34 protein-coding genes and 2 tRNA genes are annotated in these 25,677 nt (G+C 67.3%); 18 read left to right on the forward strand and 18 right to left on the reverse strand.

Annotated elements, in window-relative coordinates:
* Nucleotides 1–147 precede the first annotated feature (147 nt).
* The 3 genes from GR303_RS14920 to GR303_RS14930 are packed head-to-tail and all read right to left on the reverse strand — an operon-like array spanning nt 148 to nt 2,338.
* Nucleotides 148–765: a TIGR02301 family protein gene (locus GR303_RS14920; protein ID WP_161723039.1), complete on the reverse strand. Its 618-nt coding sequence runs from the start codon at nt 763–765 to the stop codon at nt 148–150.
* The gene (locus GR303_RS14925; protein WP_161723040.1) at nt 762–1,211 is read right to left on the reverse strand and encodes an NUDIX hydrolase; all 450 of its coding nucleotides are present in this window, start codon (nt 1,209–1,211) and stop codon (nt 762–764) included. Before GR303_RS14925 ends, GR303_RS14920 begins: the two co-directional genes overlap by 4 nt.
* Nucleotides 1,208–2,338, reverse strand: coding sequence for a citrate synthase family protein (locus GR303_RS14930; protein WP_161723041.1), 1,131 nt, complete (start codon nt 2,336–2,338; stop codon nt 1,208–1,210). The genes GR303_RS14925 and GR303_RS14930 overlap by 4 nt, the downstream gene beginning before the upstream one ends.
* A 75-nt stretch (nt 2,339–2,413) precedes the next feature.
* Between GR303_RS14930 and GR303_RS14935 the strand changes: the two genes are divergently transcribed.
* Entirely contained in the window at nt 2,414–3,481 is a 1,068-nt protein-coding gene (locus tag GR303_RS14935) for a citrate synthase/methylcitrate synthase (RefSeq protein ID WP_161723042.1), read from the forward strand.
* A gap of 185 nt (nt 3,482–3,666) precedes the next feature.
* Entirely contained in the window at nt 3,667–3,897 is a 231-nt protein-coding gene (locus GR303_RS14940) for a DUF6894 family protein (protein ID WP_161723043.1), read from the forward strand.
* A gap of 62 nt (nt 3,898–3,959) precedes the next feature.
* On the opposite strand, the gene GR303_RS14945 is transcribed toward GR303_RS14940, so the two are convergent.
* Nucleotides 3,960–4,169 (reverse strand): DUF7696 family protein, encoded by a 210-nt coding sequence (locus GR303_RS14945; RefSeq protein ID WP_246205556.1) that lies wholly within the window; start codon nt 4,167–4,169, stop codon nt 3,960–3,962.
* 97 nt (nt 4,170–4,266) lie between these two features.
* On the opposite strand from GR303_RS14945, the gene GR303_RS14950 reads away from it, so the two are divergent.
* Nucleotides 4,267–4,632: a cupin domain-containing protein gene (locus tag GR303_RS14950; protein ID WP_161723044.1), complete on the forward strand. Its 366-nt coding sequence runs from the start codon at nt 4,267–4,269 to the stop codon at nt 4,630–4,632.
* 283 nt (nt 4,633–4,915) lie between these two features.
* On the opposite strand, the gene GR303_RS14955 is transcribed toward GR303_RS14950, so the two are convergent.
* The 6 genes from GR303_RS14955 to pdxH form a co-directional block, all read right to left on the reverse strand.
* Nucleotides 4,916–5,134, reverse strand: coding sequence for a hypothetical protein (locus GR303_RS14955; RefSeq protein ID WP_161723045.1), 219 nt, complete (start codon nt 5,132–5,134; stop codon nt 4,916–4,918).
* 221 nt (nt 5,135–5,355) lie between these two features.
* A complete protein-coding gene (locus tag GR303_RS14960) occupies nt 5,356–5,826 on the reverse strand; it encodes a cupin domain-containing protein (RefSeq protein ID WP_210254031.1) in 471 nt (156 codons plus the stop codon).
* Between the two features lie 134 nt (nt 5,827–5,960).
* Nucleotides 5,961–6,374 carry a response regulator gene (locus GR303_RS14965; protein ID WP_161723047.1) on the reverse strand — a complete coding sequence of 138 codons (414 nt, stop codon included), beginning with the start codon at nt 6,372–6,374 and terminating at the stop codon, nt 5,961–5,963.
* A gap of 298 nt (nt 6,375–6,672) precedes the next feature.
* A complete protein-coding gene (locus tag GR303_RS14970) occupies nt 6,673–7,098 on the reverse strand; it encodes a hypothetical protein (RefSeq protein ID WP_161723048.1) in 426 nt (141 codons plus the stop codon).
* Nucleotides 7,099–7,109: 11 nt separating this feature from the next.
* On the reverse strand, nt 7,110–7,832 hold the full coding sequence (locus tag GR303_RS14975) for an SDR family NAD(P)-dependent oxidoreductase (protein ID WP_161723113.1): 723 nt from the start codon (nt 7,830–7,832) through the stop codon (nt 7,110–7,112).
* A gap of 102 nt (nt 7,833–7,934) precedes the next feature.
* On the reverse strand, nt 7,935–8,543 hold the full coding sequence (gene pdxH, locus GR303_RS14980; RefSeq protein ID WP_161723049.1) for a pyridoxamine 5'-phosphate oxidase: 609 nt from the start codon (nt 8,541–8,543) through the stop codon (nt 7,935–7,937).
* Nucleotides 8,544–8,642: 99 nt separating this feature from the next.
* On the opposite strand from pdxH, the gene GR303_RS14985 reads away from it, so the two are divergent.
* The 8 genes from GR303_RS14985 to ribB all read left to right on the forward strand — a co-directional run bounded on the left by GR303_RS14985 (nt 8,643) and on the right by ribB (nt 15,964).
* Complete coding sequence (locus tag GR303_RS14985; RefSeq protein WP_161723050.1) at nt 8,643–9,068, forward strand: RT0821/Lpp0805 family surface protein; 426 nt, start codon at nt 8,643–8,645, stop codon at nt 9,066–9,068.
* Between the two features lie 103 nt (nt 9,069–9,171).
* The gene (locus GR303_RS14990) at nt 9,172–10,110 is read left to right on the forward strand and encodes a DnaJ C-terminal domain-containing protein (protein ID WP_161723051.1); all 939 of its coding nucleotides are present in this window, start codon (nt 9,172–9,174) and stop codon (nt 10,108–10,110) included.
* A gap of 134 nt (nt 10,111–10,244) precedes the next feature.
* Nucleotides 10,245–11,069 carry an enoyl-ACP reductase FabI gene (fabI, locus tag GR303_RS14995; protein WP_161723052.1) on the forward strand — a complete coding sequence of 275 codons (825 nt, stop codon included), beginning with the start codon at nt 10,245–10,247 and terminating at the stop codon, nt 11,067–11,069.
* Between the two features lie 28 nt (nt 11,070–11,097).
* On the forward strand, nt 11,098–11,691 hold the full coding sequence (locus GR303_RS15000; RefSeq protein ID WP_161723053.1) for a histidine phosphatase family protein: 594 nt from the start codon (nt 11,098–11,100) through the stop codon (nt 11,689–11,691).
* Nucleotides 11,692–11,763: 72 nt separating this feature from the next.
* Nucleotides 11,764–12,156 (forward strand): hypothetical protein, encoded by a 393-nt coding sequence (locus GR303_RS15005; protein ID WP_161723054.1) that lies wholly within the window; start codon nt 11,764–11,766, stop codon nt 12,154–12,156.
* A gap of 103 nt (nt 12,157–12,259) precedes the next feature.
* The gene (locus GR303_RS15010) at nt 12,260–12,679 is read left to right on the forward strand and encodes a hypothetical protein (protein ID WP_161723055.1); all 420 of its coding nucleotides are present in this window, start codon (nt 12,260–12,262) and stop codon (nt 12,677–12,679) included.
* Nucleotides 12,680–13,357: 678 nt separating this feature from the next.
* Nucleotides 13,358–14,473 carry a chorismate synthase gene (gene aroC, locus GR303_RS15015; RefSeq protein WP_161723056.1) on the forward strand — a complete coding sequence of 372 codons (1,116 nt, stop codon included), beginning with the start codon at nt 13,358–13,360 and terminating at the stop codon, nt 14,471–14,473.
* Between the two features lie 201 nt (nt 14,474–14,674).
* Nucleotides 14,675–15,964, forward strand: a complete 1,290-nt coding sequence (gene ribB / locus GR303_RS15020; RefSeq protein ID WP_161723057.1) for a 3,4-dihydroxy-2-butanone-4-phosphate synthase — start codon at nt 14,675–14,677, stop codon at nt 15,962–15,964.
* Nucleotides 15,965–16,121: 157 nt separating this feature from the next.
* On the opposite strand, the gene GR303_RS15025 is transcribed toward ribB, so the two are convergent.
* Nucleotides 16,122–17,063: a histone deacetylase family protein gene (locus tag GR303_RS15025; RefSeq protein ID WP_161723058.1), complete on the reverse strand. Its 942-nt coding sequence runs from the start codon at nt 17,061–17,063 to the stop codon at nt 16,122–16,124.
* A gap of 192 nt (nt 17,064–17,255) precedes the next feature.
* Here GR303_RS15025 and GR303_RS15030 point away from each other — a divergent pair, with 192 nt between their 5' ends.
* Entirely contained in the window at nt 17,256–17,843 is a 588-nt protein-coding gene (locus tag GR303_RS15030; RefSeq protein ID WP_201752068.1) for a L,D-transpeptidase, read from the forward strand.
* A gap of 55 nt (nt 17,844–17,898) precedes the next feature.
* On the opposite strand, the gene GR303_RS15035 is transcribed toward GR303_RS15030, so the two are convergent.
* The 3 genes from GR303_RS15035 to GR303_RS15045 form a co-directional block, all read right to left on the reverse strand.
* On the reverse strand, nt 17,899–18,087 hold the full coding sequence (locus GR303_RS15035) for a hypothetical protein (RefSeq protein WP_161723059.1): 189 nt from the start codon (nt 18,085–18,087) through the stop codon (nt 17,899–17,901).
* 144 nt (nt 18,088–18,231) lie between these two features.
* Nucleotides 18,232–19,077, reverse strand: coding sequence for a patatin-like phospholipase family protein (locus GR303_RS15040; protein WP_161723060.1), 846 nt, complete (start codon nt 19,075–19,077; stop codon nt 18,232–18,234).
* Nucleotides 19,078–19,083: 6 nt separating this feature from the next.
* The gene (locus GR303_RS15045) at nt 19,084–19,572 is read right to left on the reverse strand and encodes a MarR family winged helix-turn-helix transcriptional regulator (protein ID WP_161723061.1); all 489 of its coding nucleotides are present in this window, start codon (nt 19,570–19,572) and stop codon (nt 19,084–19,086) included.
* Between the two features lie 371 nt (nt 19,573–19,943).
* Here GR303_RS15045 and GR303_RS15050 point away from each other — a divergent pair, with 371 nt between their 5' ends.
* Nucleotides 19,944–20,723, forward strand: a complete 780-nt coding sequence (locus GR303_RS15050) for a DUF1499 domain-containing protein (protein WP_161723062.1) — start codon at nt 19,944–19,946, stop codon at nt 20,721–20,723.
* 9 nt (nt 20,724–20,732) lie between these two features.
* Here GR303_RS15050 and GR303_RS15055 read toward each other — a convergent pair whose 3' ends face one another.
* Complete coding sequence (locus tag GR303_RS15055; protein ID WP_161723063.1) at nt 20,733–21,644, reverse strand: MBL fold metallo-hydrolase; 912 nt, start codon at nt 21,642–21,644, stop codon at nt 20,733–20,735.
* A 210-nt stretch (nt 21,645–21,854) separates the two neighbouring features.
* Between GR303_RS15055 and GR303_RS15060 the strand changes: the two genes are divergently transcribed.
* On the forward strand, nt 21,855–22,463 hold the full coding sequence (locus tag GR303_RS15060; RefSeq protein WP_161723064.1) for a biotin transporter BioY: 609 nt from the start codon (nt 21,855–21,857) through the stop codon (nt 22,461–22,463).
* Between the two features lie 98 nt (nt 22,464–22,561).
* Here GR303_RS15060 and GR303_RS15065 read toward each other — a convergent pair whose 3' ends face one another.
* A complete protein-coding gene (locus GR303_RS15065) occupies nt 22,562–22,852 on the reverse strand; it encodes a hypothetical protein (RefSeq protein WP_161723115.1) in 291 nt (96 codons plus the stop codon).
* Between the two features lie 148 nt (nt 22,853–23,000).
* On the opposite strand from GR303_RS15065, the gene GR303_RS15070 reads away from it, so the two are divergent.
* Complete coding sequence (locus GR303_RS15070; RefSeq protein ID WP_161723065.1) at nt 23,001–23,678, forward strand: hypothetical protein; 678 nt, start codon at nt 23,001–23,003, stop codon at nt 23,676–23,678.
* A 52-nt stretch (nt 23,679–23,730) separates the two neighbouring features.
* Here GR303_RS15070 and GR303_RS15075 read toward each other — a convergent pair whose 3' ends face one another.
* Nucleotides 23,731–24,129 carry a DoxX family protein gene (locus GR303_RS15075; protein ID WP_161723066.1) on the reverse strand — a complete coding sequence of 133 codons (399 nt, stop codon included), beginning with the start codon at nt 24,127–24,129 and terminating at the stop codon, nt 23,731–23,733.
* Nucleotides 24,130–24,405: 276 nt separating this feature from the next.
* On the opposite strand from GR303_RS15075, the gene GR303_RS15080 reads away from it, so the two are divergent.
* Nucleotides 24,406–24,687, forward strand: a complete 282-nt coding sequence (locus GR303_RS15080; RefSeq protein WP_161723067.1) for a hypothetical protein — start codon at nt 24,406–24,408, stop codon at nt 24,685–24,687.
* 43 nt (nt 24,688–24,730) lie between these two features.
* The gene (locus GR303_RS15085) at nt 24,731–25,054 is read left to right on the forward strand and encodes a hypothetical protein (protein ID WP_161723068.1); all 324 of its coding nucleotides are present in this window, start codon (nt 24,731–24,733) and stop codon (nt 25,052–25,054) included.
* Between the two features lie 75 nt (nt 25,055–25,129).
* On the opposite strand, the gene GR303_RS15090 is transcribed toward GR303_RS15085, so the two are convergent.
* Nucleotides 25,130–25,206, reverse strand: a tRNA-Pro gene (locus GR303_RS15090).
* A gap of 149 nt (nt 25,207–25,355) precedes the next feature.
* Here GR303_RS15090 and GR303_RS15095 point away from each other — a divergent pair.
* Nucleotides 25,356–25,430 (forward strand) — tRNA-Gln (locus GR303_RS15095).
* The last annotated feature ends 247 nt before the right edge of the window (nt 25,431–25,677 follow it).

Consider the following 25,677-nt stretch of genomic DNA (forward strand, 5'->3'; position numbering starts at 1 on the left):
CGAGTTCGGTTGAATCATTCTTAGACATCGCGCCGACCCGCCGCCAGCATCACCTTGCAAGGAGGTTAACGCGAGAGGGGGGAGGCCGAAAAATGTGGATAAGAGGCGCCGATGCAACACCTCCAGACGGAGGGGCATGCCTCCCGATCAGCCGCCGTAGCGTCCGGTGATGTTGCGGGCGAGCTGCTCGCCTTCCGCGAGGAAGCGGACGGAGGCCTCCTGCGCCGAGGGCGTGCAGGCCCGGTAGGTGAGGGCATAGGCCTGGTAGCCCTTGTTGTAGGCGCCGGCGAGCCGCTCCCGGCGGCCGGGCGTGGTGCCCTCCGCCTCGAGCAGGACCTGCATGCGCCGGCTCCATTCGGAGCCGTCGGGGGCGCTGCAGAGGGGGCGCAGCATGGCGAGCGATCCCATGATCTCGGCAAGCCGCAGCAGCTCCTTCTCGTAGGGAGCGGGCGGCGGCTCGACCACGGGAGCGGGCTCCGCCTGCTGCTGCGGCGCCTGGGGCGCGGCCGGGCGCTGCTGCGATTGCGGCGGCTGGGTCCGCCGCTGCGGCTGGGTCTGGGGTGCGGGCTGCGGCGGGCGGTACTGAGGCTGGGGGAGCGGCTGCGGCAGCGGGCGGTACTGCGGCGGCGGACGGTATTGCGGCGAAACCCCCGGCTGCTGGCCCGGCGGAGGGCCGAACAGGCGCTCGAAGAAGCCCTGGGCCGCGGCCGGCTGGGGGGAGGCCAGGGCCAGAACCGGGACGAGGAGAAGGCCCGCCCGTCTCATGCGGCCGGATCCCGCCGGGCGATCCCGAAGGCCTGCTCCAGGATGCTGTCGAGCCCTGCCGTCATGGGCAGATCGGCGATGTCCCGTTCCGTGACCCAACGGATTTCCTTTGCTTCCGGACCTGTCTGGGGTTCGCCCGAAACCCAGCGGGCGGCATGGGCGGCGATGACGACGTGATGCTTTATATGGCCTTTCTCGTCCCTTTCAATGAATTCGACGGGGGCGATCAGGCCGATGATCTCGGCCTCGACCCCCACCTCCTCGCGCAGCTCCCGCAGGGCCGCCTCGCTTAGGCTCTCGCCCACCTCCACCATGCCGCCCGGCAGCGAGAACAGCCCCTCGCTCGGCGGCTTGCCCCTCGCCGCAAGCAGGATGCGCCCGTCGCGGATCACGGCAACCGAGGCGGCGAGGACGGGGCGGTCGGGATAGAATCGGTTGCGGCTCATGAGGAGGCTGGGTCGGAGGAAGGGGCGGCCGCAACGTAGCGCGCCCGCGGCCGGATGAGGGCCGCCTGGCTGCGCTGCTCGATGGCATGGGCGAGCCACCCGGCCGTGCGTCCGATGGCGAAGAGCGTATAGGCAGCGCCCACCGGCAGTCCATAGGCCCGCTCCATCATCACGAGCGCCGCGTCGAGGCTGGGCCTGTCGCCGGAGGCGGCGGCCACGGCCTGCAGGGTGGTGCTGTCCGAGGCGAGGAGGGGCACCCCCTCCAGGAGCGCTCCGGCCCGCGGGTCTCCCGCCGGATAGAGGCGGTGCCGGAAGCCCGGGCGGGGCAGGGATCCGGGAGCCTCCAGGAAGGCCCTGACCCGCTCGGTCATCCCCCCGTGATAGGGGCCGCTCAGGGCGGCGAGGCCGGCGATCACCGCATGGCGCAGGGAGGCGCCGGTGGAGGCCGTGACCCTCACCGCGAAGGCCGAGGAGCTGAGCTCATGATCCGCGCAGAGCACGAGCGCCCGGCGGATCGCCTCGGCGGCCGCATCGGGAGCGCCCCAGGCGCGGGCCAGGTGCCGGTGGAGGGGCTCGGTGCCCGGATCGGCGCCGCTGGCGGCGGCTGCCGCGAGACGCAGGATCGCGGCCACCTCCGTCGCCCGGGCCTCCCGGGGTGCCGGCTCCGACAGGAGGCGGATGGCCTGGGCGGTGAAGGCGTGAGGGCCGAAGGCGGGGCCGGGGAGGGGCTCGGGGATCCGGGAGGGGCGGCGGAAAGCCTCCCCGTCGAGGGCGCCGATCAGCAGGCAGGCAGCCTCCTCGAGGGTCGCCCGCTGGGCCAGGGCGAGGGCGTCATGGCCGCGGTAGAGCAGCCGCCCGTCGAGGATCTGGGTGATGCTCGTCTCCAGCACCGGCAGGCCCCAGTCGAGGGCGGTGGCGGCCGCCGCCGCCGGGCGGCGGAAGCGCGCCTTGCGCTCGACGAGGGTCTCCACGTCCTCGAGGGCATAGAGCCGCTGGCGCGGATCGTGCGGCGAGGAGAAGGAGCGGATCAGCCCCCGGCTCACATAGGCATAGAGGCTGGCGCGGCTGATGCCGAGCCGGGACGATGCTTCTTCGGCCGAGGCGAGATCGAGGGATGCGGCACTCATATGTTGATATGTTGATTCAAGATTGACGCTTCTGCAAGGCCGGCGCGAAGCTCTCCTCGACGAAGGAGAGATCCCATGACCATCGGACTTGACGACGTGGTGGCTGCCGAGACCGGCTTGAGCCATGTGGACGGGGAAGCAGGCCGCCTGATCATTGCCGGGCACGACCTGGAGGAGCTTGCCGGCCGTCTGGCCTATGAGGATGCGGTCGCCCTGCTCTGGCGGGGGCTCGTGCCGGAAGCCTCCGACCCGGCCGGGCTGCTCGGGCAGGCCCGGGCGAGGGCCTACGCGCATCTCGCGCCGCTCGGCCCCCGGCTTGCCGGCCTCACGCCCGTGGAGGGGATGCGCCTGCTGCTCGCGAGCCTGCTCGATGCGGAGGAGGACCACCCCTCCCTCGTGGTCGGCGCGGCGGGTGTCGCCGCCGCCATGGCCGTGCGGGGCGCGCAGGGCCTCGCGCCGGTCGCGCCCGATGAATCCTCGAGCCACGCGGCCGACATCCTGCGCATGATGCGCGACGCACCCGTCGCGGCGGAGGAGGCCCGGGCCCTCGACACCTATCTCGTGACGGTGATCGACCACGGTCTCAACGCCTCCACCTTCACCGCGCGGGTGGTCGCCTCGACCCAGGCTGGCATCCTGTCCTCCGTGGTGGCTGGGCTCTGCGCCCTGAAGGGGCCGCTGCACGGCGGGGCGCCGGGACCGGTGCTCGACATGCTGGATGCCATCGGCACCCTCGCGAACGCGGAGCCCTGGCTCGACGATGCCATGGCCCGGGGCGAGCGCCTCATGGGCTTCGGCCACCGCATCTACAAGGTGCGCGACCCGCGGGCGGATGTGCTGAAGGCGGCGGTCGGACGGCTGAAGGGAAAGAGCAACCGCATCGCCTTCGCGGAGGCGGTCGAGGCCACGGCCCTCAAGGTGCTGGGGCGCCGCAAGCCGGGGCGCCGGCTCGACACCAATGTGGAGTTCTACACGGCGATCCTGCTCGACGCGCTGGGCGTCCCGCGCGAGGGCTTCACCCCGCTCTTCGCGGCCGGCCGCACGGCGGGCTGGGTGGCCCATGCCATCGAGCAGACCCGCACCGGCCGCATCATCCGGCCGCAATCGCGCTATGTGGGCGCCTGGCCCGCCGAGGCGGCGTGAGACCCGCGCCCTATTGCTTCGCGAAAGAGTCGAGGCGCCCCGTCACGGGAGCCTAGGCAGTTCAGTCCCTGTGGAGACAGTGGATAGCGGGAGCAACCCGCAATTTCGCCTTTGGGAAGGAAAACCTGTCACAGGTCAGGAGGTTTGATTTCACGCAGGGGCGTGATGGCAAGGGGAGGCTGGCGATGGGACGCCGCTACTTCTACCACATGACGGACGGGATGAACCTTATCGTGGACCGGAAAGGGCGCCGGGCCAGAGCCAGGCGCGAACTCGAGCCCGAGGCCTTGAGCCGGGCCCAGCAGCTGATGCAGAAAGCCCCGCCCCAGGTCGACTGGTCGGGCTGGCAGGTCAGCATTCATGACCAGGACGGCTATGCCGTCGCTCACCTGCCGTTCCCGGCAAACCACGCCTGATCAGGGCAGGTGCTCCCCGGTCGCCCGGATCTCCTCGGCCGCCTTCCGTCCTCGGATGCCGATCAGGTCCGGTCGATGGTCTTCCCGTCCTCGTCTTTGCGGCCGTTGAAGAAGGCGTCCCGCTCGGCCTTGGACATCTTCAGGAGGGTCCAAGTTTCGGGCTCGATCCGCCATTCCTCGGACCAGGTGCTGACGGGCTGGCCGATGAACTCGGAGACGGCGGTGGTGCTGCGGGAGGAGTCCATGGGCAGGGTATAGCGGGGACGGGCCAAGAGACCCCTATCCCGGAAGATTGCTTGTTCCGCTTCATGAACTGCAAGATACTGTGCTCCGTGGCTCATCCAATGAGCCATGACGGAGGGATCTGAAATGACCTCTGCAATCGAGATCAGGCGCTTCGAGCATCCCGATCAACTTCTCGATATGAAGGATCATGGCCGAATTTCCATCATCAAGATGACTGATGGAACGGCTGGCATGCACGCGGTCTTCGAACCAGGGTGGACCTGGGAGGCGGATGAGAAGCCGCTGCTCGGGCATCCCGATTCATGCCCGATGCGCCACACCGGCTATTGTATCGGCGGTAAGCTCGTGGTCCGCATGGTCGATACGGGCATCGAGACACACATCGGCGCCGGCGACTTCTTTGAGATCCCACCGGGTCACGATGCTTACGTTGAAGGCGATGAACGAGCCGAACTGATCCTGTTCGCACCGCCTGAGCACCAGCACTGACGGGCGGACCGGCCGAGCGGTTTGTCAGGAGAGCAGGAAGAAAAGGCCGCGCCTAGGTTCTCTTGAACTCTGAGCGCGGCCCCCGGCCCATAGTTGCCCCTACGGGTGGAAGTTAACGTAAAGTTAACCTTGGCTGGAATGCGGCCGAGGTTCGAAAATTATCTGGTCATTCTGTGGGAACCGGACGGCACGGCCGACGTGGAAGATCCCCTGATCCATTTTTGCCCCTACGGAACAGGCCCTTCGGAGCGCCCCGCGCGGGCGCTCTTTCTTTGTCCGCTGCTCAGGAAGCGGCCAGGCGCTGCTCGACCTCGCGGGCCACATCCAGGAGGCCCGGTGACAAAGGCTGCTGAAGCAACTCGCTGTACATGGTTCGAAGTTTGATTCCGATCTGATCCTGAGCGGCTGACTGGATCTGGGACCAGAGCCCGTAATCCCTCCAGGCGAGCGGAACCACGACAAGATCGCCGTCTTGCCAATCCTCACTCCCTAAGTCCTGCATGCGGTTCCTCCAGCCGGCCCCTTGAGGCGCTTGGCAAGCAAACTGCGCGGGCTGGTGCTCGTTCCAGCCTCGCCATCACATATTTTAACTTATGTTAACAGCGCCGCTGAAGCTTCTCCGCGGCTGGTGTGTCGCTGGAGGAGGTCATGCCGGGGCTTAAGGCATGAAAGGGTGCACGAATCTTTCCGAGGAGCGTGGAATAGGCTCGTCCTGCCCCTGTCTCACGCCGGAGGCGGTCCGACGAATTCGAGACCGTAGCGTCCTGCGATCTCCACGATCCGAGGCATATCCCGCGACGGGTGGAGGCCCAGCCTCTCGACCTCGATGAAGAAGCCGTCGCCAGTGCCAGGGGTCAGGGTGATCAGCAGTTGCCCCTCGCTGGAGCCTGTATTCTTGAAGGTATGCGGAGCGCCCTTCGGGATCAGGACCGTGTCGCCGTCGGTCAGGTCCTGAGCCTCTCCCGCGCACCAGAAGCGGAATTGGCCGGAGAGGATGCGGAACATCTCCTGCTCTCTGTGATGCACATGCATCGGCGGACCGGCCCCGGCCGGGACATTCTCGATCCAATGAGAGAAGCTGCCTCCTGCCTCGTCGGACCGAACGATGAATGTGCGGGGCAGATCGAAGGCCCGATTGCCGGTGCCCTCGCCAGCGCGCCGGACGAGCGCTCCTTCTCCCGAACCGTTGCTCATCATCCCGCCTTTTGGATCTCGCCGCATGTGGAGCCTGCGGGCGAACCTAACATTCGAACTTGGCGATGTGACAGGGGAATTCCGGGTGATGGCTGGCCGGTAAGCTCTGGATGGCGACGGTGCGCGGGAGTAGGTCATGCTGCCTTTGCGATCGGGACCTGGAGCACCTGAGCGGGTTCAGGGCTCTTCAGAGCCTGCAGGACCTCAAGGACCCTCATGGGCGCCAGCGGCGGGATGAAGACTGCATGTGCAGACCGTTTCTCCGCCGGATCCAGATCTGAGAGCAGAAGCGCAGGCCGACCGCGGTGATGCTCGTGGTACTCGTCAGCGAGGATCCATCCGCAGACGAGGCCCGGGAGGCTGACCTTGCTCACGAGCCAGTCGATCTCTTCGCCCAGCCGGCAAAGGATCAGCAAGGCCCGATCTCCTGCAGGCACGGCGATGACATCAAAACCACCTGCACGAAGCAGTTGAGTCAGGAACTCGCGGGTGAGCGCATCATCTTCGACGACAAGGACCGTAGCCTTGGAACGGGACGCGGAGACCATTCTGGTTTCCTCCAGATGACACCCGAGTCTCCGCCTGATCCGATTAACGGCGGCTTAATCGCAGGTGCCCATCTGAGGTATCGTCCCGAAGGGTCGTCGCGGTCTCATGGGATCAGGTGAGGGAATGTCCCATGCCTGCCGGACAGGCCTATTGCTGATTGTCAGGAGGCATCCAGGCGCCGCGCTGCCAAAATCATAGCTTATGTTAACAACGCTGCTGAAGCTCTCGCCTGTCAATGTGGTCACGACCTCCCGTCGTGATGCGTCATGGCCCGGCCCGCGAGCGGCGTGAGCCTATCTACTGCGCCGGCTCCTCCGGCCGGGTGGCGAGGCACGGGTCGAGGACGATGAAGTCCGGGTTCGGCCGGCTGTAGCCGCCGGCCACCGTCACCACCTCGCCGACCTTCATGTCGTTGGTCTGGTAGGTGATGCAGAGCACCTTCGGGTCGGGGGCCGTGCCGCACAGGCCGAGATAGGCGAGCGTGCCGTCGAAATGGACGAGGGCGAGGGGACCCGTGACGCTGAAGTCGACCCGCGCCATGCCCGTCTCCCGGTCCTTGGTCAGCGCCCGCACCTCATGGCATTGCGCCCGGTAGGAGGGCTGCATGTCCGGATCGGCAAAAGGGTTCTTCTCGGGCTCTTCCTGGCCGAGGGCGGGCGCCGCGGCGATCGCCAGCAGGGCTGCGAGGATGTGCGGGAGGCGTCGGGAAAGCCGGAGGGCCATGGCGCACCCGTTCAAACGTGCTGCCCGCCGTTGATGTGCAGCTCCGCGCCGTTCACGTAGGAGCTCGCCTCGGTGCAGAGGAAGTAGATGGCCTTGGCCACCTCGTCCGGGGTGCCGAGGCGCCGCATGGGGATCTGCTCCACGATCTTCTCCGTGCCCGGCGACAGGATCGAGGTGTCGATCTCGCCCGGCGAGATCGCGTTCACGCGCACGCCCAGCGGCCCGAAATCGGCGGCCATCTCGCGGGTCAGCGCGGCGAGCGCCGCCTTGGAGGTGGCATAGGCCGCGCCGGCGAAGGGATGGACGCGCGAGCCCGCGATGGAGGTCACGTTCACCACCGAGCCCTTGGCCTTGGTGAGCTCGTCCTGCAGGCCGCGGGCGAGCATGATCGAGGCGAAGAAGTTCACCTGGAACACCCGCAGCCAGTCCTCGTAGCGGGTGTCGAGGGTGCCCATCCGCGAGCCGCCTTCGCCCTTGGGGGAAATCCCCGCATTGTTGACGAGCGCATGCAGGCAGCCGCCCTCGGCGGCGAGCCGCTCCTTCACCACGCCGATGGCGCGGCGGGTGTCCTCCGCATTCGCCAGGTCGACCTGCAGGTGATCCTCCGGACCCATCTCCCACGGACAGTTCTCGGGAAAGCCGTGCCGCGAGCAGGTGATGACCCGCCACCCGGCCGCGGAGAAGCGCTTGACCGTGGCATGGCCGATGCCGCGGCTGGCGCCGGTGAGCAGCATGATGCGGCGGGAATGGGAGGCTGAGGAGGACATGGGAGATCTCTCGCAAGCGGGGCAGACCCTTAACCCGGTTCAGGGGCGGGGTCCATGCCCGAGGCCACGTCAGGGATACAACCGCACCTTCCGCCAGCCCTCGCCCTCGCGGGTGAAGACCACCCGGTCGTGGAGCCGGAACGGCTTGTCCTGCCAGAACTCGATGGAGACGGGGGCGATGCGGAAGCCCGTCCAGTAGGGCGGGCGCGGGATCTCGCCGACGGCGAATTTCGCGGCATGCACGGCCACCGCCTTCTCGAGCGCGAAGCGGCTCTCGAGGGGGCGGGATTGCTGGCTCGCCCAGGCGCCGATGCGGCTGTCCCGGGGGCGGCTCTGGAAGTAGGCGTCGGCTTCCGCGTCGCTCACCAGCGTCACCGGGCCGCGGGCGCGCACCTGCCGGCGCAGGCTCTTCCAGTGCAGCACGATGGCCGCCTTCTTCTGCCCCAGGAGCTCGCGGCCCTTGTTGGATTCCGTGTTGGTGTAGAACACGAAGCCGTTCTCGTCGAAGCCCTTGAGGAGCACCATGCGCACGTTGGGCAGGCCCGTCTCGTCCACGGTGGCGAGCGCCATGGCGTTGGGGTCGTTGGGCTCCGAGGCCTCCGCCTCCTTCAGCCATTCCCGGAACAGGGCGAAGGGCTCGTCCGACTCGGTGAAGTCACCGGTTGTTAACGGATTCACGGTTTTATCTCGTTCTGTGACTTTGGGATCTGGGGGACCCGACGCGTGACGTGGATCAATCCGCGCCGTTATAGATCAGATGGCATCGCCAGCGAAGCCATGAAAATCCTGGCTGCGGGACTGATCGCCCTGTCCACGAGCGCCTGCAGCTTCTCCCTCGGGCTCTCGGCCCTCGAGGACGAGGAGCCGAAGGCCACGGGCGCCATCGCCGCCAAGGCCGCCGTCGCCCTCTCTCCCGACCTCGACGAGGAGGACTGGCGCCGCGCCAAGGCGGCGCTCGCGGTCGCCCTCGATCCGCAGGGTCCCGGCACCCAGGTGTCCTGGGACAATCCCTCCACGAGCCGCAAGGGCACCTTCACCCCCACCGGGGCGCCCTTCGTGAAGAACGACGAGATCTGCCGCGCCTTCTCGGCCTCGTTGAGCGGGCCTTCCTCTTCCGCCCTGCAGGGCACCGCCTGCCGGCCTTCCGGCGGCGAATGGGCGCTCAAGGAGGTCAAGCCGCTGAAGGGCTCGGCCAAGGTCTAGCGTTCAGCGGCTCAGGCGTTGCAAGCGGGCAACACCTTGCCCATATGACCGTCAGACCCGTTGAGCTCATCAGCTCCCAATCCGACGGTTCATGGATTCCACGATGCGCAACCCTTACGACGTTCTCGGCGTGTCCCGCTCTGCGAGCGAGGCGGAGATCAAGAAGGCCTTTCGCAAGCTTGCCAAGACCTATCATCCGGACAGCAACAAGGATGATCCCAAGGCCAAGGACAAGTTCGCGGAGGTGAATGCGGCCTACGAGATCCTGGGCGATGCGGGCAAGCGCGCCCAGTTCGACCGGGGCGAGATCGATGCCGAAGGCAAGCCGCGCTTCCAGGGCTTCGAGGGGTTCGGCGGCGGCCGGGGCGGCGCGCGGGCGGAGGATTTCGCGGGCTTTGCCGGCTTCGGCGGGGGAGGGCGCCGCTCGGGCCGCGGCGGCTTCGGGGCGGACCTCGGCGACGACATCTTCTCCCAGTTCTTCGGCGACGCCTTCCGCATGGCCGGCGAGACCCCGCGCCAGGGCCGTGCGCAGGCCCGCAAGGGCGAGGACGTTTCCGCCACGCTCACCGTGACCCTGGAGGAGGTCGCCCAGGAGGCCAAGAAGCGCATCCGGCTCTCCACCGGCCGCGACGTGGACGTGGTGATTCCCAAGGGCGTGAGCGACGGCCAGGTGATCCGCCTGCGCGGCTTAGGAGCGGGGGCTCCGGGCGTCGATCCGGGCGATGCCCTGCTCACCATCAAGTTCGCGCCCCATGAGCGCTTCGCGGCGGAGGGCTCGGACCTGCGCCTGCGACTGCCCATCGAGATCGAGGAGGCGATCCTCGGCGGGGCCGTGCGCGTGCCGACGCTGACCGGCTCGGTGGAGATGAAGATCCCGGCCATGACCGATTCCGGCCGCACCTTCCGCCTGCGCGGCAAGGGCCTGCCCACCAAGACCGGGCACGGGGACCTCTTCGTGACCACGGAGATCAGGCTGCCGCAGGTCGTGGACGAGAGCCTCATGGACTACGCCCGCCAGCGCCGCTCGGCCAAGGCGAAGTAGGGACCAGACCCCAAAAGCGGTGTGCATCGCCGGGTCCGAGGCTTCGTCATGCCAAGAGGGCTTCCCCGTGGTCGCCGGGTCGGCTAAAGAGGCCGTTCCTCAACTGACCTGTCCAGCGACGATCTAGGTGAATCATGGCGGAGACGAAGGCCCCCGGCATCCTGTCCGGTAAGCGCGGCTTGATCATGGGCGTGGCGAACAACCGTTCCATCGCCTGGGGCATTGCGCAGGCAGCCCGCCAGCATGGGGCGGAGCTCGCCTTCACGTATCAGGGCGAGGCGCTGAAGAAGCGCGTCGAGCCCCTGGCGAAGGAACTCGACGCCGCCGTCGTCGGCCATTGCGACGTGACGGACGGCGCCACCATCGATGCCGTCTTCGAGGAGGTCAAGCGCCTCTGGGGCTCCCTCGACTTCGTGGTCCATTGCATCGCCTTCTCGGACAAGGACGAGCTCACCGGCCGCTATGTGGAGACCTCCGAGGGCAACTTCACCAAGTCGCTGCTCATCTCCTGCTACTCCTTCACGGCCATCGCCCAGCGGGCCGAGAAGCTGATGAACGAGGGCGGCTCCCTGCTCACGCTCACCTATTACGGCGCCGAGAAGTGGATGCCGCACTACAACGTCATGGGCGTGGCCAAGGCCGCGCTCGAGGCCTCGGTGCGCTATCTCGCCGCCGATCTCGGCCCCAAGAACATCCGCGTCAACGCCATCTCGGCAGGCCCGATCAAGACGCTCGCGGCCTCCGGCATCGGCGACTTCCGCTACATTCTGAAGTGGAACGAGTACAACTCGCCGCTGCGCCGCACGGTCACCATCGAGGAGGTCGGCGAGACGGCGGCCTATCTCGTCTCCGACATGGCCCGCGGCATGACCGGCGAGATCCTGCACGTGGATGCCGGCTACCACGTGGTCGGCATGAAGAACCCGGAAGCGCCGGACCTCTCCCTCGACAAAGAGTAAGCCTGTACCGCGTAACCGAGTTCGAGCCGTGACCCCGTCCCGCCCCACGATCTACTTCATTCGCCACGGCGAGACGGACTGGAACCTCGAAGGGCGGCTCCAGGGGCAGAAGGACATCCCGCTCAACGACGTGGGCCGGGTCCAGGCCGAGGAGGCGGCGCGGCGCCTGGCTTCCCTCGTGCCGCACTACGAGGACCTGGCTTACATCGCGAGCCCCATGACCCGCACCCGCGAGACCATGGAGATCCTGCGCCGCACCCTGGGCCTGCACCCGGAATCCTACCGGCTCGACGACCGCCTGGTGGAGCTGACCTTCGGCTCCTGGGAGGGCATGACCTGGAAGGAAGTGCGCAAGGCGGAGCCCCAGCTCGCGTCCCTCCGCGAGCAGGACAAGTGGCACTATGCTCCCCCCGGCGGCGGCGAGAGCTACGCCATGCTGACCGAGCGCATCCGCCCCTTCCTGGACGATCTCGCCCGCGACGCGGTGGTGGTGGCCCATGGCGGCGTCGCCCGCGCCTTCCTCGCCATCGCCTGCGGCGTCAACGCCCGCCAGGCGGCGAGCCTCGACATCTGGCAGGGGCGGGTGCTCGTGATCGAGGGGCGCAGCTACCGCTGGGTGTAGCCGCGAACCGGAGATTGAGCTTCGTGAGAAACTATGCTCATGATGGAACATCGTTTCGCGATGGAGTTGACGATGTTTCGCGCCGTTTCCGCTCTCGCAGGAATTCTCCTTCTGGCAAGCCCGGCCCATGCTGAGACCCTGGAGCGGACCGTCAAGGCCAATACGGTAGCGGCCATCGGCGGCTTCCTCGGCTATGAGGTCGACACCTGCTATCCGTCCGACGTTCCCGAGGTGAAGATCCGGCAGACGCCCGCTCATGGCACGCTCCGGGTCGTTCCCCACGAGCAGGTTCTGGGCAAGGATTCCCGCTGCCCGGGCACAAAGGTGCGCGGATTGGCCTATGTCTACACGCCGGCCAAAGGTTTTAAGGGAGCGGACGAGGTCGCCATCGACGTGCCGTGGAACTCCACGGACAGCGGCCGCGCGACAATTCTGACCTACACCTACCGCATCAAGGTGGAGTGACGGTCCACAGGCTCCGCCAACGGCGGTGCCGACGAGAAGGCCGCTTCACCCGCAAAGCGCGGTCGGGATCGACAACCATCGCCGCGTTCCCGCGTTGATGCGTATGCAATACATCTGCGACGCACCCGGATCGAAAGCCTGGTTCCGGATCGAGACCGAGGGCGAGGCCGCGCTGGAATCGGATGCGATGGGCCATGCGGTCGAGAAATACTTTCGGCAGGCCTGGGAGGCCGCGCAGACAAGCTACCGGCCCGGGCCGATTCCGGTGATCGAGCAGAATATCGGCCTGAAAGCCCACATCCGGCGGACCATGCCGCTGTTCCTGACCCTGCGCGATGCGGAGGGGCAGGCGCTCGCGACGGCCATGCTGCCGCCGGGCGGACGGCGCGACCCGGCTTTCCGGATCATCGTCGTCGGCCCGGAGAACCGCGACCCTTATTCCGAGCACGAGGAAGCCATCGAGGCGCTGGGCGAGCATTTCGGCCTCACCCTCGACCGGAGCCGCTGCTATCCCTACCGGTGAGCGGTTCGGGCGCTCTTCCCATCCTGGACTTGTTGCGGTCATCTGCGTCTTCCCTCATCCCTCATCCTGAGGAGCCGCGAAGCGGCGTCTCGAAGGAGGGTCCAGAGAGCACAGGAGGCGCCTCTCCCTCTCCCGTTTGGGAGAGGGTTGGGGTGAGGGCAGGCCGGTGCCGAACAGGGTGTGACGGCTGACGTGCTGCAGCGTGGGCGAGGGCGCTTGGCTGATGAAGCGTCATACCCTCACCCCTGCCCCTCTCCCGCCCGGGAGAGGGGAGGTTGCAGGGCTCGTTCTCACTTTGTTCTTGACAGTTGCTCCAAGCTCGGCTATAGCTACAGACATCCTCGTCCGGTGAGGGGCGCGCTCGCGAGGCGTCGCAGATGCGGGACGGGGCGCGGTCCCGCCGCAGGTCTCGCAATCCTGTGGTCGCGGGAGGCCGATCCTGGCTTGTTCCAGGTCCGCCTGAAAAGAACCGCGCGTGACGGGCAGTCCGGCTCTCACACTCACCACCATCATCCATCGAGCCGGGCTGCCCCAAGCGCCACCCTCGAGCAACCCTGACGGCTCGCAGCTCACGCTGCGGGCCCGAAGGCGCTGGATCTTTGAGAAGTCCCATTCGCAGGGCAGGCGTGACACCTGCGCGCTTTGGCTCTAAGACGCCGTGAACGTCGAAGAAGCGCCATGTCCCACAACACCTTCGGTCACCTGTTCCGCGTCACCACTTTCGGCGAGAGCCATGGGCCCGCGCTCGGCTGCGTCGTCGATGGCTGCCCGCCCCTGATTCCCCTGGAGGCCGCCGAGATCCAGGCCGAGCTCGACCGGCGCCGTCCGGGCCAGTCGCGCTTCACCACCCAGCGCCAGGAGCCGGACCAGGTGAAGATCCTCTCCGGCGTCTTCACCGACGAGCGCATGGGCCGGCAGGTCACGACCGGCACGCCCATCGCGCTGATGATCGAGAACGTGGACCAGCGCTCCAAGGATTACTCCGAGATCAAGAACGCGTACCGGCCCGGCCATGCCGACTTCACCTACGACGTGAAATACGGCATCCGCGACTATCGCGGCGGCGGCCGCTCCTCGGCGCGCGAGACGGCGGCCCGCGTCGCGGCCGGCGCCATCGCCCGAAAAATCCTGCCCGGTGTGACGATCCGCGGCGCCCTGGTGCAGATGGGGCCGCACGCCATCGACCGGGGCAACTGGGACTGGGACGAGGTCGCCCGCAACCCGTTCTTCTGCCCCGACGCCAAGGCCGCCGCCTTCTACGAGGAGTATCTCGACGGCCTGCGCAAGGCCGGCTCCTCCATCGGCGCAGTCATCGAGGTGGTGGCGGAGGGCGTGCCGCCGGGCCTCGGCGCCCCGATCTACGGCAAGCTCGATTCCGACCTCGCCGCCGCGCTCATGTCGATCAATGCGGTCAAGGGCGTCGAGATCGGCGACGGCTTCGCCGCGGCCGCCCTGCGCGGCGAGGAGAACGCGGACGAGATGCGCCCGGGCAACGGCGGCGCGCCCACCTTCCTGTCGAACCATGCCGGGGGCATCCTGGGGGGCATCTCCACCGGCCAGCCCGTGGTCTGCCGCTTCGCCGTGAAGCCGACCTCCTCGATCCTCACGCCGCGGGCCAGCGTCACCCGCTCCGGCGCCGAGGCCGAGGTGATGACCAAGGGCCGGCACGACCCCTGCGTCGGCATCCGCGCCGTGCCGGTGGGGGAGGCGATGGTGGCCTGCGTGCTCGCCGACCACGTCCTGCGCCACCGGGGCCAGGTGGGGCAGAGCGCGGCTTGGCCGTTCGGGGCTTGAAGCTTTAGCAGACAATCACACGCAGCCCTCATCCTGAGGAGGCGCGCAAGAGCCGTCTCGAAGGATGCTTCCAGTGCTCTCTGAATCCTCCTTCGAGACGCAGACTTCGTCTGCTCCTCAGGATGAGGACAGCATCTTATGCAAACACCCGATTGCAGATTTTAGTTTTACTAAAATCCTGCCTTCGGCTAAGTCACGGCCATGAAGCTGGCTGAGTGGCTCACCCGCAATGGCGTCTCGCGCGTGGAATTCGCGCGCCGCATCGGCGTGACTCCCGGCGCCATCACCCAGATGTGCAACTCCGAACAGGCCTGGCTCTCCCGCGACACGGCGGAACTCATCGCCCGTGAGACCCGCGGGGCCGTGACCCCCAACGACTTCCTGCCCGCATCCGCCAAGGAGGCCCTGATGCCCCATTCCGTCACCGATGCCATCGAGGCTTTCGCCCGCGGCGAGATCGTCATCGTCACCGACGACGACGACCGCGAGAACGAGGGCGATCTCATCGTCGCGGCCTCCCTCTGCACGCCGGAGAAGATGGCCTTCATCATCCGCAACACCTGCGGCATCGTCTGCGCGCCGCTCACCGCCGCGGAGGCCCGCCGCCTGCGGCTCGACCCGATGGTGGCCTCGAACGATGCGCCGCTCGGCACCGCCTTCACGGTGTCCGTGGACGTCAGGCACGGCCTGACCACCGGCATCTCGGCCGAGCAGCGCTCGAACACGGTGCGGGCGCTCGCCAACAACAACATGGGCGCGGCGGATTTCGTGCGTCCCGGGCACATCTTCCCGCTCATCGCCAAGGATGGCGGCGTGCTCATGCGCTCGGGCCACACGGAGGCGGCGGTCGATCTCTGCAAGCTGGCGAACCTCCCGCCCGTGGGCGTGATCTGCGAGCTCGCCAACGACGACGGCACGGTGATGAAGGGCGCGCAGATCGACGCCTTCGCCAAGACGCACAACCTCAAGCGCATTTCGGTCGCGGATCTCATCGCCTACCGCCAGGCGCGGGAAAAGCTCGTCGAGCGCATCGCCACCTTCCCGGTGGAGACGCAATGGGGCTCGTTCACGGGCTATGCCTATTCGACCCCCTTCGACAGCGTGCAGCACATCGCCCTCGTCCATGGCCGCATCGGCGACGGCACGAACCTGCCCGTGCGCCTGCACCGGGCTAATGCGCTCACCGACGTGTTCGAGGGCGGCAAGACCGTGAACGCGGCCCTGCAGCGCTTCGTCAAGGAGGGCAGGGGCGTCCTCGTCTACCTGCGGGACGGCACGGCGGGCGTGCCCACCACGTCCTTCACGGAGACCGACGAGACAGGATCGGAAGCCATGCGCTCCAGCCAGTGGCGGGAGATCGGCCTCGGCGCCCAGATCCTGAAGGATCTCGGCGTCGTCTCCATCCGCAACCTCGCCACGTCGAGCCGCTCCTATGTCGGCCTCTCCGGCTTCGGCATCGAGCTCTTGAGCGAGGAATCGATCGAGGGGTGATCGGATTTCGGCGCTCTCCCACACACTCAACCTCATCCTGAGGAGGTCGCTCGAGCGACCGTCTCGAAGGAGGATCCGGAGAGCACTGGAGGCTCCTTCGAGACGCGGCCTCGCGGCTGCTCCTCAGGATGAGGGCAGCGCTTCCGTGTTGTCGTGGTCAGGCGCCGATCTCCCGCCCCATGAGCGCGTCGATATGGAACGCCGCCGACTTCGCGAGGCCTTCGAGATCGTAGCCGCCCTCGAGCACGGAGACGATGCGCTGGCCGCAATGGCGGTCGGCAAGGTCCATCAGCTTCTGGGTCGCCCAGGCGAAGTCCGATTCCGTGAGATTCAGGCTGGCGAGCGGGTCGCGCCAATGGGCGTCGAAGCCGGCGGAGACGATGATGAGGTCGGGCGCGAAGCCGTCGATGCGCGGCAGGATCGCGGTCTCCACCGCCTCGCGGAAGGCGTCGCTGCCGGAGCCCGAGCGCAGGGGAGCGTTGACGATGGTGTTGTGCTCGCCGGTCTCGAACAGCGCGCCGGTGCCGGGATAGAGCGGCGCCTCGTGGGTCGAGCAGTAGAGCACGCTCCTGTCCGACCAGAAGATGTCCTGGGTGCCGTTGCCGTGGTGCACGTCCCAGTCGAAGATCGCGACGCGCTCGGCCCCGTGGCGTGCCTGCGCATGCCGGGCGGCGATGGCGGCATTGTTGAAGAAGCAGAAGCCCATGGCCCGCGTGCGCTCGGCATGGTGGCCCGGCGGGCGCATGGCCACGAAGGCGTTCTTCACCTTGCCGGTCATCACCTCGTCCACCGCCAGCACGGCGCCGCCCGCGCTGCGCAGTGCCGCCTCGTAGGTTCCCGGCGACATGGTGGTGTCGTCGTCGATCCGCACGAGCCCTTCCCGCGGGCCGATATCGCGCAGGCGCAGGATATGCGCCTCCGGATGGGCGAGGGCGAGGCTCTCCACCTCCGCCATCGGCGCCTGCTCCCGGATGAGCGGCATGAAGCGCTCCTTCTCGAGGGCGCGCTCGATGGCGCGGATCCGGTCGGGCCGTTCGGGATGGCCGAACGGGGTCTGGTGGTCGAGGCAGGCCGGGTGGGTGATGTAGAGCGTGGACATGCGTCTTCTTGCAATGGGTCTGGGCCAGTGTCGCAGCGTCAGATCGGCCTGTCTATGTTGTTGCGATGCAACACATCTCAAGGCGAAGCCGTGCCATGGTGGGTTTCGATTCGACTCGGTGACCTGCCGGTCTAAAACCCGCCCGACCCCTCCCGCGCCTCGGCCTTGGCCGAGGTCTCAGAGCTTTGCACGATGCGTCTCTTCCGTCTGCCCCTTCTTTTGGCAATGATCGCGGCCCTGGCGGGCTGCAACTTCAAGGGCGTTCCGGACCCGCAGGTCTCCGCCCGCGACGCCGAGTGGATGGCGAAGGTTCCGAAGGCCGAAGAGGACCCGCGCTTCGGGCGCTATCTGATCGACGACCCCACCGGCGAGGCGCCGGGCACCATCGTGGTCGACACCAAGGAGCGCCAGCTCTATCTCGTTCAGCCCAACAGGAAGGCGATCCGCTACGGCGTGGCCGTGGGCGACGAGGCCTATGGCTGGACCGGAACGGCCACCATCGCGCGCAAGGCGGAATGGCCCGACTGGAACCCGCCGGCCGAGATGAAGGCCCGCTGGCCCCACGTGCAGTACACGAAGGGCGGGCCCGACAACCCGCTCGGCGCCCGCGCGCTCTATCTCTACGAGGGCAACAGGGACACCCTCTACCGCATTCACGGCACCAACGAGCCGGAGAAGATCGGCTATGCGGTGTCCTCGGGCTGCATCCGGATGCGCAACATCGACGTGATCGACCTCTACAACCGCGTGCCGCTCAACACGAAGGTCATCGTCCGCTGAGGCGGCACGGCCCCTCGCGAAAAGAGCGCCCGTGAGGCGCTCTTCGTCCAGGCCGTCAGCCCAGCATGCCTTCCTTGCGCAGGAAGGCCGGAAGGTCGGAGACCTTGGGGCGCTTCTGCTCCATCTTGGCCGCCCGGACCGCTGCGGCGAGGGCGGGGAGGGCGACGTTCTTGAAGACGGGGATCGACGGGGCGGCGTTCTGCTGGCGTTGGCGGACGTCGCGGTCCGAAGCATGCTGGTTCATGGGTCCTCTCTGAAAAAGTGGCAGGCTGTCTCGACAACCTGACCCCATGATCCGCAGGGCTGTGACCGCTTTGGGGCAGACCCGTGATCATGTGCTGGCTTGGCCGCACATGAGCCGATCAAGGTGAATGACCGCTTAACAGCGTTACAGAATCCCCGTCCTGATCCGCCGCGCAAAGGCCTCCCCGTCGCGCAGGCCCATCTCGTAGGCCTGCCGGATGCCGGCGGGGTTGGTGATGTCGAACTGCCCGATGGGAACCGGCTTCGAGGGCTGGACATAGGTGCGGCCCCGCACCGCCGGAAAGGTCCGGTAGAGCCTCGAGAGGATGACCAGCGTCCTGCCGCCCCGCTCCTCCACCGGCAGGAGGGGCTCCGTGGGCACGTTGTCCACGAGCCCGCCGTCGAGGGCCGCCATGCCGCCGATGCGGCCGACCGGCATGAAGGGCGGCACGCTCGCGCTCGCCATCAGCGCCGCCGAGAGCTCCGCCGGCGAGGACAGGTCCTGCACCCGGACGAATTCCGGCCGGAACCCGAGGGCGCGACCGCCTCGGGGGTGGACCGGCGCGCGCCACTTCTTCTCGATCTGGTAGGTGGCGATGCCCAGCGGGATCGCGAGCGAGAGGGGCAGGCGCCGCGGCTTGCGGGCAAGCCCGATCAGGACGTTCGGGCCCTGCTTCAGGCGCTCCAGGGCCTCCTCGTCGATGATCGCCTCGATCAGGCTGCGATACATGAGGGCGACGGGCCAGGGCGACCCCTCGCGGCGCCAGGCGCTCCATTCGAAGTTCCGGCGGCCGAGGCTGCAGCCCTCCGCCACCATGCCGTTGACCCGCCGGCCGAGACCGAGAAGGCTGTAGCAGGCGGACCAGGCGCCGGCGCTGACGCCGACCACCATCTCCGGCTTCAGGCCCAGCAGCGGGGCCGCGGCCTCCCAGAAGCCGCCCTGCCAGTAGCAGCGGTTGCCGCCGCCGGCGAAGGCCACCGCGTCGAACATCGGCGCTTACCGATCCCGGCTCGAGGACGCATCCTCCTCGGCCCGCGCCCGGTCGCGCCAGGCGAGGACGATGCGTTCCAGCTCGGCGAGATCCTGGGCCGGAAGGGTGCCCAGGGTGCGCATGACATAGGCGCGCTGGGCGGAGATGCCTTGGTCGGCGAGGGCGCGTCCCTTGTCGGTCAGATACAGGGCGTTGGAGCGCCGGTCGCCCGGGATCGAGCGCCGCTCCACGAGACCGGCCTCGACCATGCGGTCGAGGAGGCCGGAGACATTGCCCTTGGTCACGTAGAGCCGCTCCGCCAGCTCCTGCTGGCTCAGGCCCTCGCGCTCCGTGAGCGTGGAGAGCAGGTCGAACTGAGGGATCGACAGGCCCAGCGCTCTCAGCTCCCCCGCGACGGCATTCGTCGCCCGACGGTTCAGGCGGATGAAGCGAAACCAGATCCGCAGCGGATCGACAGTCTCAGTGGAGGAATGCACGGGCGGGGAGGACGACAAGGATCTGGGCTCCTGGAGCAGGCTGGGTAGTTTACAGAAAAACCGTCTCTGCCGTCACCCCACCGATCCCCCGCGGCAGCGCCCGTCCGCAGGAGATTTCTGAAATCTGGCGCTGGGAAAGGTTTATCTGTCTTGGCGCAACAAAGTTATGCCGTGATAAAGGATGGTCGATGAGGTCGTCGCGGCCGGATAGCCCGTGGGGGTGGGAGAGGGGATGGGAACGATTCCGGCATCCCGGCTTTTCTCTCCACCCACCCGGTCACCGATCAACGGCTGAAAGCTTTGGAAAAACAGGTGCCGCCCCGCCAAGGCGCCCCGCTTCTCGACGAAGAGCAGTGGCGCGCCCTCAAAGAGATTTGTAAGACCACCTGATGCGTCGCCTCATCATCGAAGAGCCGGTCTCGCGCCCGGCGAAGTGGTCTCCCAAGCTGGCATGGTTCGCTCTCGCGGTGACGATTCTCGCGGTGCTGCTGATCCGCTTCGGCCGCATCGACTACCAGTCCGGCTTCACCGTGCTCGGCGCCGGTGTGGTCATCGCGCTCGTGGCCGTGGTGCTGTCCCTGATGGGCTTCATTCGCATCTGGCAGGAGGGGCGGCGCGGGTTGGGAAGCGCGATCAGGGGCCTGATCCTCGCGACGATCGTTCTCGCCTATCCGGGCTTCATGGCGCTCAAGGCCGCGACCCTCCCGCCGATCAGCGACGTCAGCACCGACACGGAGGATCCGCCCCTCTTCTCCCGCTCCCGCGCCGCCCTCCAGGCCCGCGACGGGCGCGTGCCGCCGGACGTTCCGCCGGAGGTGCGCGAGATGCAGCGGGCTTCCTACGTGCAAATCGCGCCGCTGACCCTCGACATCGGTCCGGACGAGGCCTTCGCCATCGTGCGCAAGGCGGCGGAGAATCTGGGCTGGCAGGTGGTCGAGGCGGTGCCGCCCGGCGGGCGTGTGGGGCTCGGGCGCCTGGAGGCTGTCGACCGCTCGCGCATCCTCAAGATGCCCTACGACATCACCGTGCGGGTCCGGCCGCGGGTCGACGGCACGCGCATCGACATCCGCTCGGCCTCCCGCTTCGGCAGCCACGACCTCGGCGCCAACGCGGCCCATATCCGCGATTTCCTCGAAGAGGCCTCCAACCTCGCCCTCGCCGTGCGCTGACGGGCGCCCTCAGGCGGGGCGATACTCGCTGTCGAGAGCGGGAATTCCCTCTGCGATGGCCTGGCCCTTCGCCACCAGATCCTCCAGATGCGCGAAGACCGAGAGGCTTGCCGCGCCGACGAGGGCGGGGTTCAGGCCCTGGTAGATGGCGGCCACGATCTCGGGGATCGTCCGGTCGCCCTCCCTCAGGCGGTTGAGGATCGAGGCCTCCCGCTGGCGGCGGTGATGGACGAGCGCGCGCACGAAGCGCTGCGGCTCCTGCACCGGACCGCCGTGGCCGGGCCAGTAGAGGCTCTCCGGCCGGCCGCGCAATTTGTCGAGGGAGGCCATGAACTCGCTCATGGAGCCGTCCGGCGGCGCGACGACGGTGGTCGACCAGGCCATCACGTGGTCGCCCGAGAACAGGGCCTTCTCCTCGGGCAGCACGAAGGCCAGGTGGTTCGCCATGTGGCCGGGCGTGGCAAGGGCCTCCAGCGTCCAGCCGGGGCCTTCCACGGCGTCGCCCTCGCGCAGCTCCCGGTCGGGCGCGTAATCCTTGTCGGAGCTGGCTTCGAGGCTGTTGACCTCTCCCGAGAAGAGGGGGCGGGCGCTGTGATGGGGCGCGCAGCCGACGATGGGGGCGCCCGTGGCGGCCTTGATGGCGGCGGCGGCCGGCGAGTGATCCTTGTGCGTGTGGGTGACGAGGATATGGGTCACCGTCTCGCCGCGCACGGCATGGAGAAGAGCCTCGACGTGCTCCGGCAGGTCGGGGCCCGGGTCGATGATCGCCACCTGGCCGGATCCGACGATGTAGCTGCAGGTGCCCGTGAAGGTGATCGGCCCCGGGTTTCCGGCAACGATCCGCCGGATGAGCGGGCTCACGCGCACGCATTCCCCCGGCCCTGCGGGCGGGCGGGTATCGAAGGTGAGATCATCGGCCATGCAAGGGCTCCACCAGGCGGAACGGGAACATCTGGCGCTTCCTAGCGGAGGACAATGGACCCGCAAGCTTTTTCGCCGGGCGTGTTCGACCAAAGGTGTCCACAATCGACGGCATTGACGGAAGCGGATGGCTTGAGGCATCGGCGCGACGTCCCTATAAGGCTTGGTGAGCCGCCTCGCGGAAGGCGGAATGACCTGGAGATTGCATTGATGTCGACCAGCGCCCCTTCGCTGTCCCCCTCGTCGACCCTCGTCGGCCTCCTCTGGCCGTCCCGGGACGATTCCCGTTTCGCTGCGCTGCGCGCCCTTGTGCTGATGGTTGCCGGAACGGCGCTGCTCACCATCTCCGCCAAGGTCCAGGTGCCGCTGCCCTACGTGCCGATGACCCTGCAGACCCTCGTCGTGCTGATCATCGGCGCCTCCTATGGCTGGCGCCTCGGCGGTGCGACCGTGGCCCTCTACCTGGCCGAAGGCGCCATGGGCCTTCCCGTCTTCGCGGGCCCCACGGCCGGCATCGGCTATATGATGGGGCCGACGGGCGGCTTCCTCATCGGCTTCCTGGTTGCGGCCCTGGTCATGGGCTTCATGGCCGAGCGGGGCTGGGACCGTTCGCTCCTGCGCGTCACCGTGATGATGAGCATCGGCCACGCGCTGATCTTCGTCTTCGGCCTTGCGCAGCTCTCCCTGGTGATGCCGTTCGCCAAGGCCTGGACCGTCGGCGCCGCGCCGTTCGTGGCTGCGACCCTGGTCAAGACCGCTCTGGCGGTCGCCCTGATGCAGGCTGCCTGGTCCGTCACCCGCCGCGGCGGCAAGGCGTGATCGGCCATAGGCAAGCTTAGAATCTAAAGAAGCCGCCTTCGGGCGGCTTCTTCATTTTTCGGGAATGGTGTTGGCGCAAAAGGCGCCGGGCGTGGGCGTCAGCCGGCCGAGTGAACCAGCCTGAGCTTCGGCTTGGCCTTGACGGTGCCATGGAGGAAGGTGACGTCCACCCACTCCTCGTCGCCGCCGCCTTCTTCGATGCGGTAGCCCATCTGCTTGGCGATCGCCTGAACCTGGCCGAGATTCGACCGGGCGATCCAGCGCGAGAATTCCGTCAGGCCCTGATCCATCAAAACAGCAATCATGCCGATCTCGACTCCCTGGTCGAAATCTTCGCTGCGGCCCGGAAAACGCAGTCTCAGCCCGTCGTCGAGATGGATGTGTCGCATGGAAGCAGCCCCCAAATCAGCCCTTTCCGGGCACCTTTTGCCTGACCCTAGCAGCGCATGCTCAGCCATGGAAGGTGGCATGGACGCGCAGGGAACCCCTCCGCGGGCCGCTCATTAGCCCGGGAGCAGGCGAAAACAGGAGGGCTGCATGGCGGAGCGCAGGATCACTGCCTTCTTCGACACCTATGACGAGGCCGCACGGGCGGTGCGGCGGCTCGAGGCTGCTCAGGTGCCGGATTTCGAGATCAGCCTCATCTCCAACAACTTCAACGATGCCTACACCCATCATGCGGCGCATTCCTTCGACGGGGAGGAAACGGCTCATCCCTTCGCCGGCGCCACCGCGGCGGCGGGAACGGTGACCGGGGCCGGTGCAGGCCTTCTGGCGGGGCTCGGCACGGTGGCCATTCCCGGCTTCGGGCCCGTGGTTGCGGCGGGGTGGATCGTCTCGACCCTTGTCGGCGCCGGCACCGGGGCCGCGATCGGAGGGCTTGCGGGGGCGCTGGCGGATGCGGGCCTCAGCCGTGAGGAGGCCGAGGGCTATGCCGAAGGTGTGCGCCGCGGCGGTGCGCTGGTGACCGTGAAGGTGGACGAAAGCCAGATGGACCGGGTGGTGAGCATCCTCGACGACGAGGGCGAGATCGAATCCGGCGCGCAGGAGAAGGAACCGCACGATGCTCCGGCGCCGCCCATCGGCGCTGCGGGGTCCACCACCACCGGCCTGACCACTGACCTGATGCCGGTTCCCCTCGATCAGGACGGGCACACGCTCCATGTGGAGCTCGAGGACGAACGCCTGCGCCGGCCGACGGGCACGACCGATTAGCGGTCGGGTTCAGGACGGGGCCCCTCAATGACCCTCGTCCTGGGATTAGGGCTCAGCTCCGGCGCAGGAGGCGGTCGAGACTCCAGGCCCCGCCGCCGGCGGCGACGATGTAGAGGAAGACGAAGCAGTAGAGGATGGCCGCGTCGCCCCCGTTCAGCACCGGGTAGAAGCTGCGCGGCGCGTGGGCGATCCAGTAGGCCGCCGCCATCAGGCCGGACAGCACGAAGGCCACGGGCCGGGTGAATAGGCCCACGATGAGGAGCGCCCCGCCGAAGAGTTCGAGCACGCCTGCAATCCAGGGCAAGCTGAAGGCCGCAGGAGCAGGATTGGGAGAGGCCGGGAACCCGAGCAGCTTCTGCGTGCCATGGGCCATGAAGATCAGCGCCGCAACGATGCGCAGGACGCTGAGCAGGCGGGGAGCCCAGACAGATTCGAGCTGAGTGGTCTTCATTCGGCAATTCTCCAGATGGTTGGGGATCATGCGATCGGCTCCAAGGCCGCATTCGCGAGCGAGGCCTCATACAGGCTCGATGCCGATTATCCCAGAGGCTAAGGCGCAGCTTCCCGGTAACGAATTGCTTACCACGTTCCCAAGACGCTTTGATCCTCCGGTCTCCTTGGGCGTTTCTCCTGTGCCAACAGAATGGGAGGCCTTCATGACCATCCTCGATCCGAAGACGGGGCAGCTTGTCACCATCGATCTCACGACGAAGCCGCGCCGAGGCTGATGGCTCGCATTGCCTTTTTTGCTGACAAAGCGCATCGGGAGCGTTCGGGTTATTTCTTCTTCGTCTGTAATCTTTCTTCATTGCCCTTTTCTGCAACGCCGGAATGTTCTTCATTCGACTTGTCTTGTGTTTCGCCGCACTTGCAAGCTTCGGTCCCTCTGGTCACAAAGAACGCACTCTGGAACCCTTGGCTGGCAAAGACATTGGCTCAAGGAATGGATTCAGCGCAGGCGCTGCGGCTCAGAACTGACCAGCTTTGGAACTGGCTGCCGAAAGCTTAAGCATCTGCCGTTTGAACAGAGATGAAGAATTGAGGAGCGTCTGATGGCTCTGACGGGACGGTTCAACCTTCGCAAGACTTGGACAGGACGCATCATCCTGCAGGTGGAAGAGGAAGCGACTGGCTTCTGGGGCCGCATGATCGGCAGGCCCAGGCTGCGCCGCCGCTGGCGGGATGCCAATGTGCTCGACCTGGCAGCGCCCGAACTGCGCAGTCTGGTCGATCTGCGCTTCCGGCCCCGGTACATGCCCCAGGTCAACGAGGCCCCGCAGGACTGGCCGAGAGCCCCGCGCCAACTCGAGGCCATTCCGGCCCAGACGCTCCATTACGAGACCTATCAGGAGGATGGGCGCTTCTCGACCCATTGAGGCGCTGGGAGGACAGCGAATGACGCTCCGTCGCAGAGGGGCGTCGTCATGCTTTGGCAAGGTGCGGGAGAATAATGGTCGGAGTGGCAGGATTTGAACCTGCGACCCCCACGTCCCGAACGTGGTGCGCTACCAGACTGCGCTACACTCCGACACCGAGAAATTCCCGGGAGGCCGGTCTTATAGCGGCGAGGGGGGAGCGCCGCAAGGGGAGAATTGCGCCTTTTCGAGGATCTGGGCTGCCCCGTAAAACGCTGTTGCCAGCGGTCGCCCGGCCGATTATGTACACGCCCACACCCGGTGGGGCGTCGCCAAGCGGTAAGGCAGCGGTTTTTGGTACCGCCATTCCCAGGTTCGAATCCTGGCGCCCCAGCCATTTCTCCTGCGTTCCAACAAAGCTCCTCGCAATTTGAAGCTGGCTCGCCTTTGCCCATCGCTTCAAAAGCCGCGCCGGATGCATCCTGGCCTCGCCGAGAGGCCCGCCCCGAGCCCAAATCGAACCCGCTTCAACTTTGCCGCCGGCAGGCTCTTTCCGCCTCGACGGAGGGAGAAGCTTCGCTTAAGAATACATAATTACCATGATAATCCGCCGGGGCGTCCGTGGAATACGATCAAGGCCCGGT

This window comes from Microvirga arsenatis, assembly GCF_009910705.1.
Classification (GTDB): Bacteria; Pseudomonadota; Alphaproteobacteria; order Rhizobiales; family Beijerinckiaceae; genus Microvirga; species Microvirga arsenatis.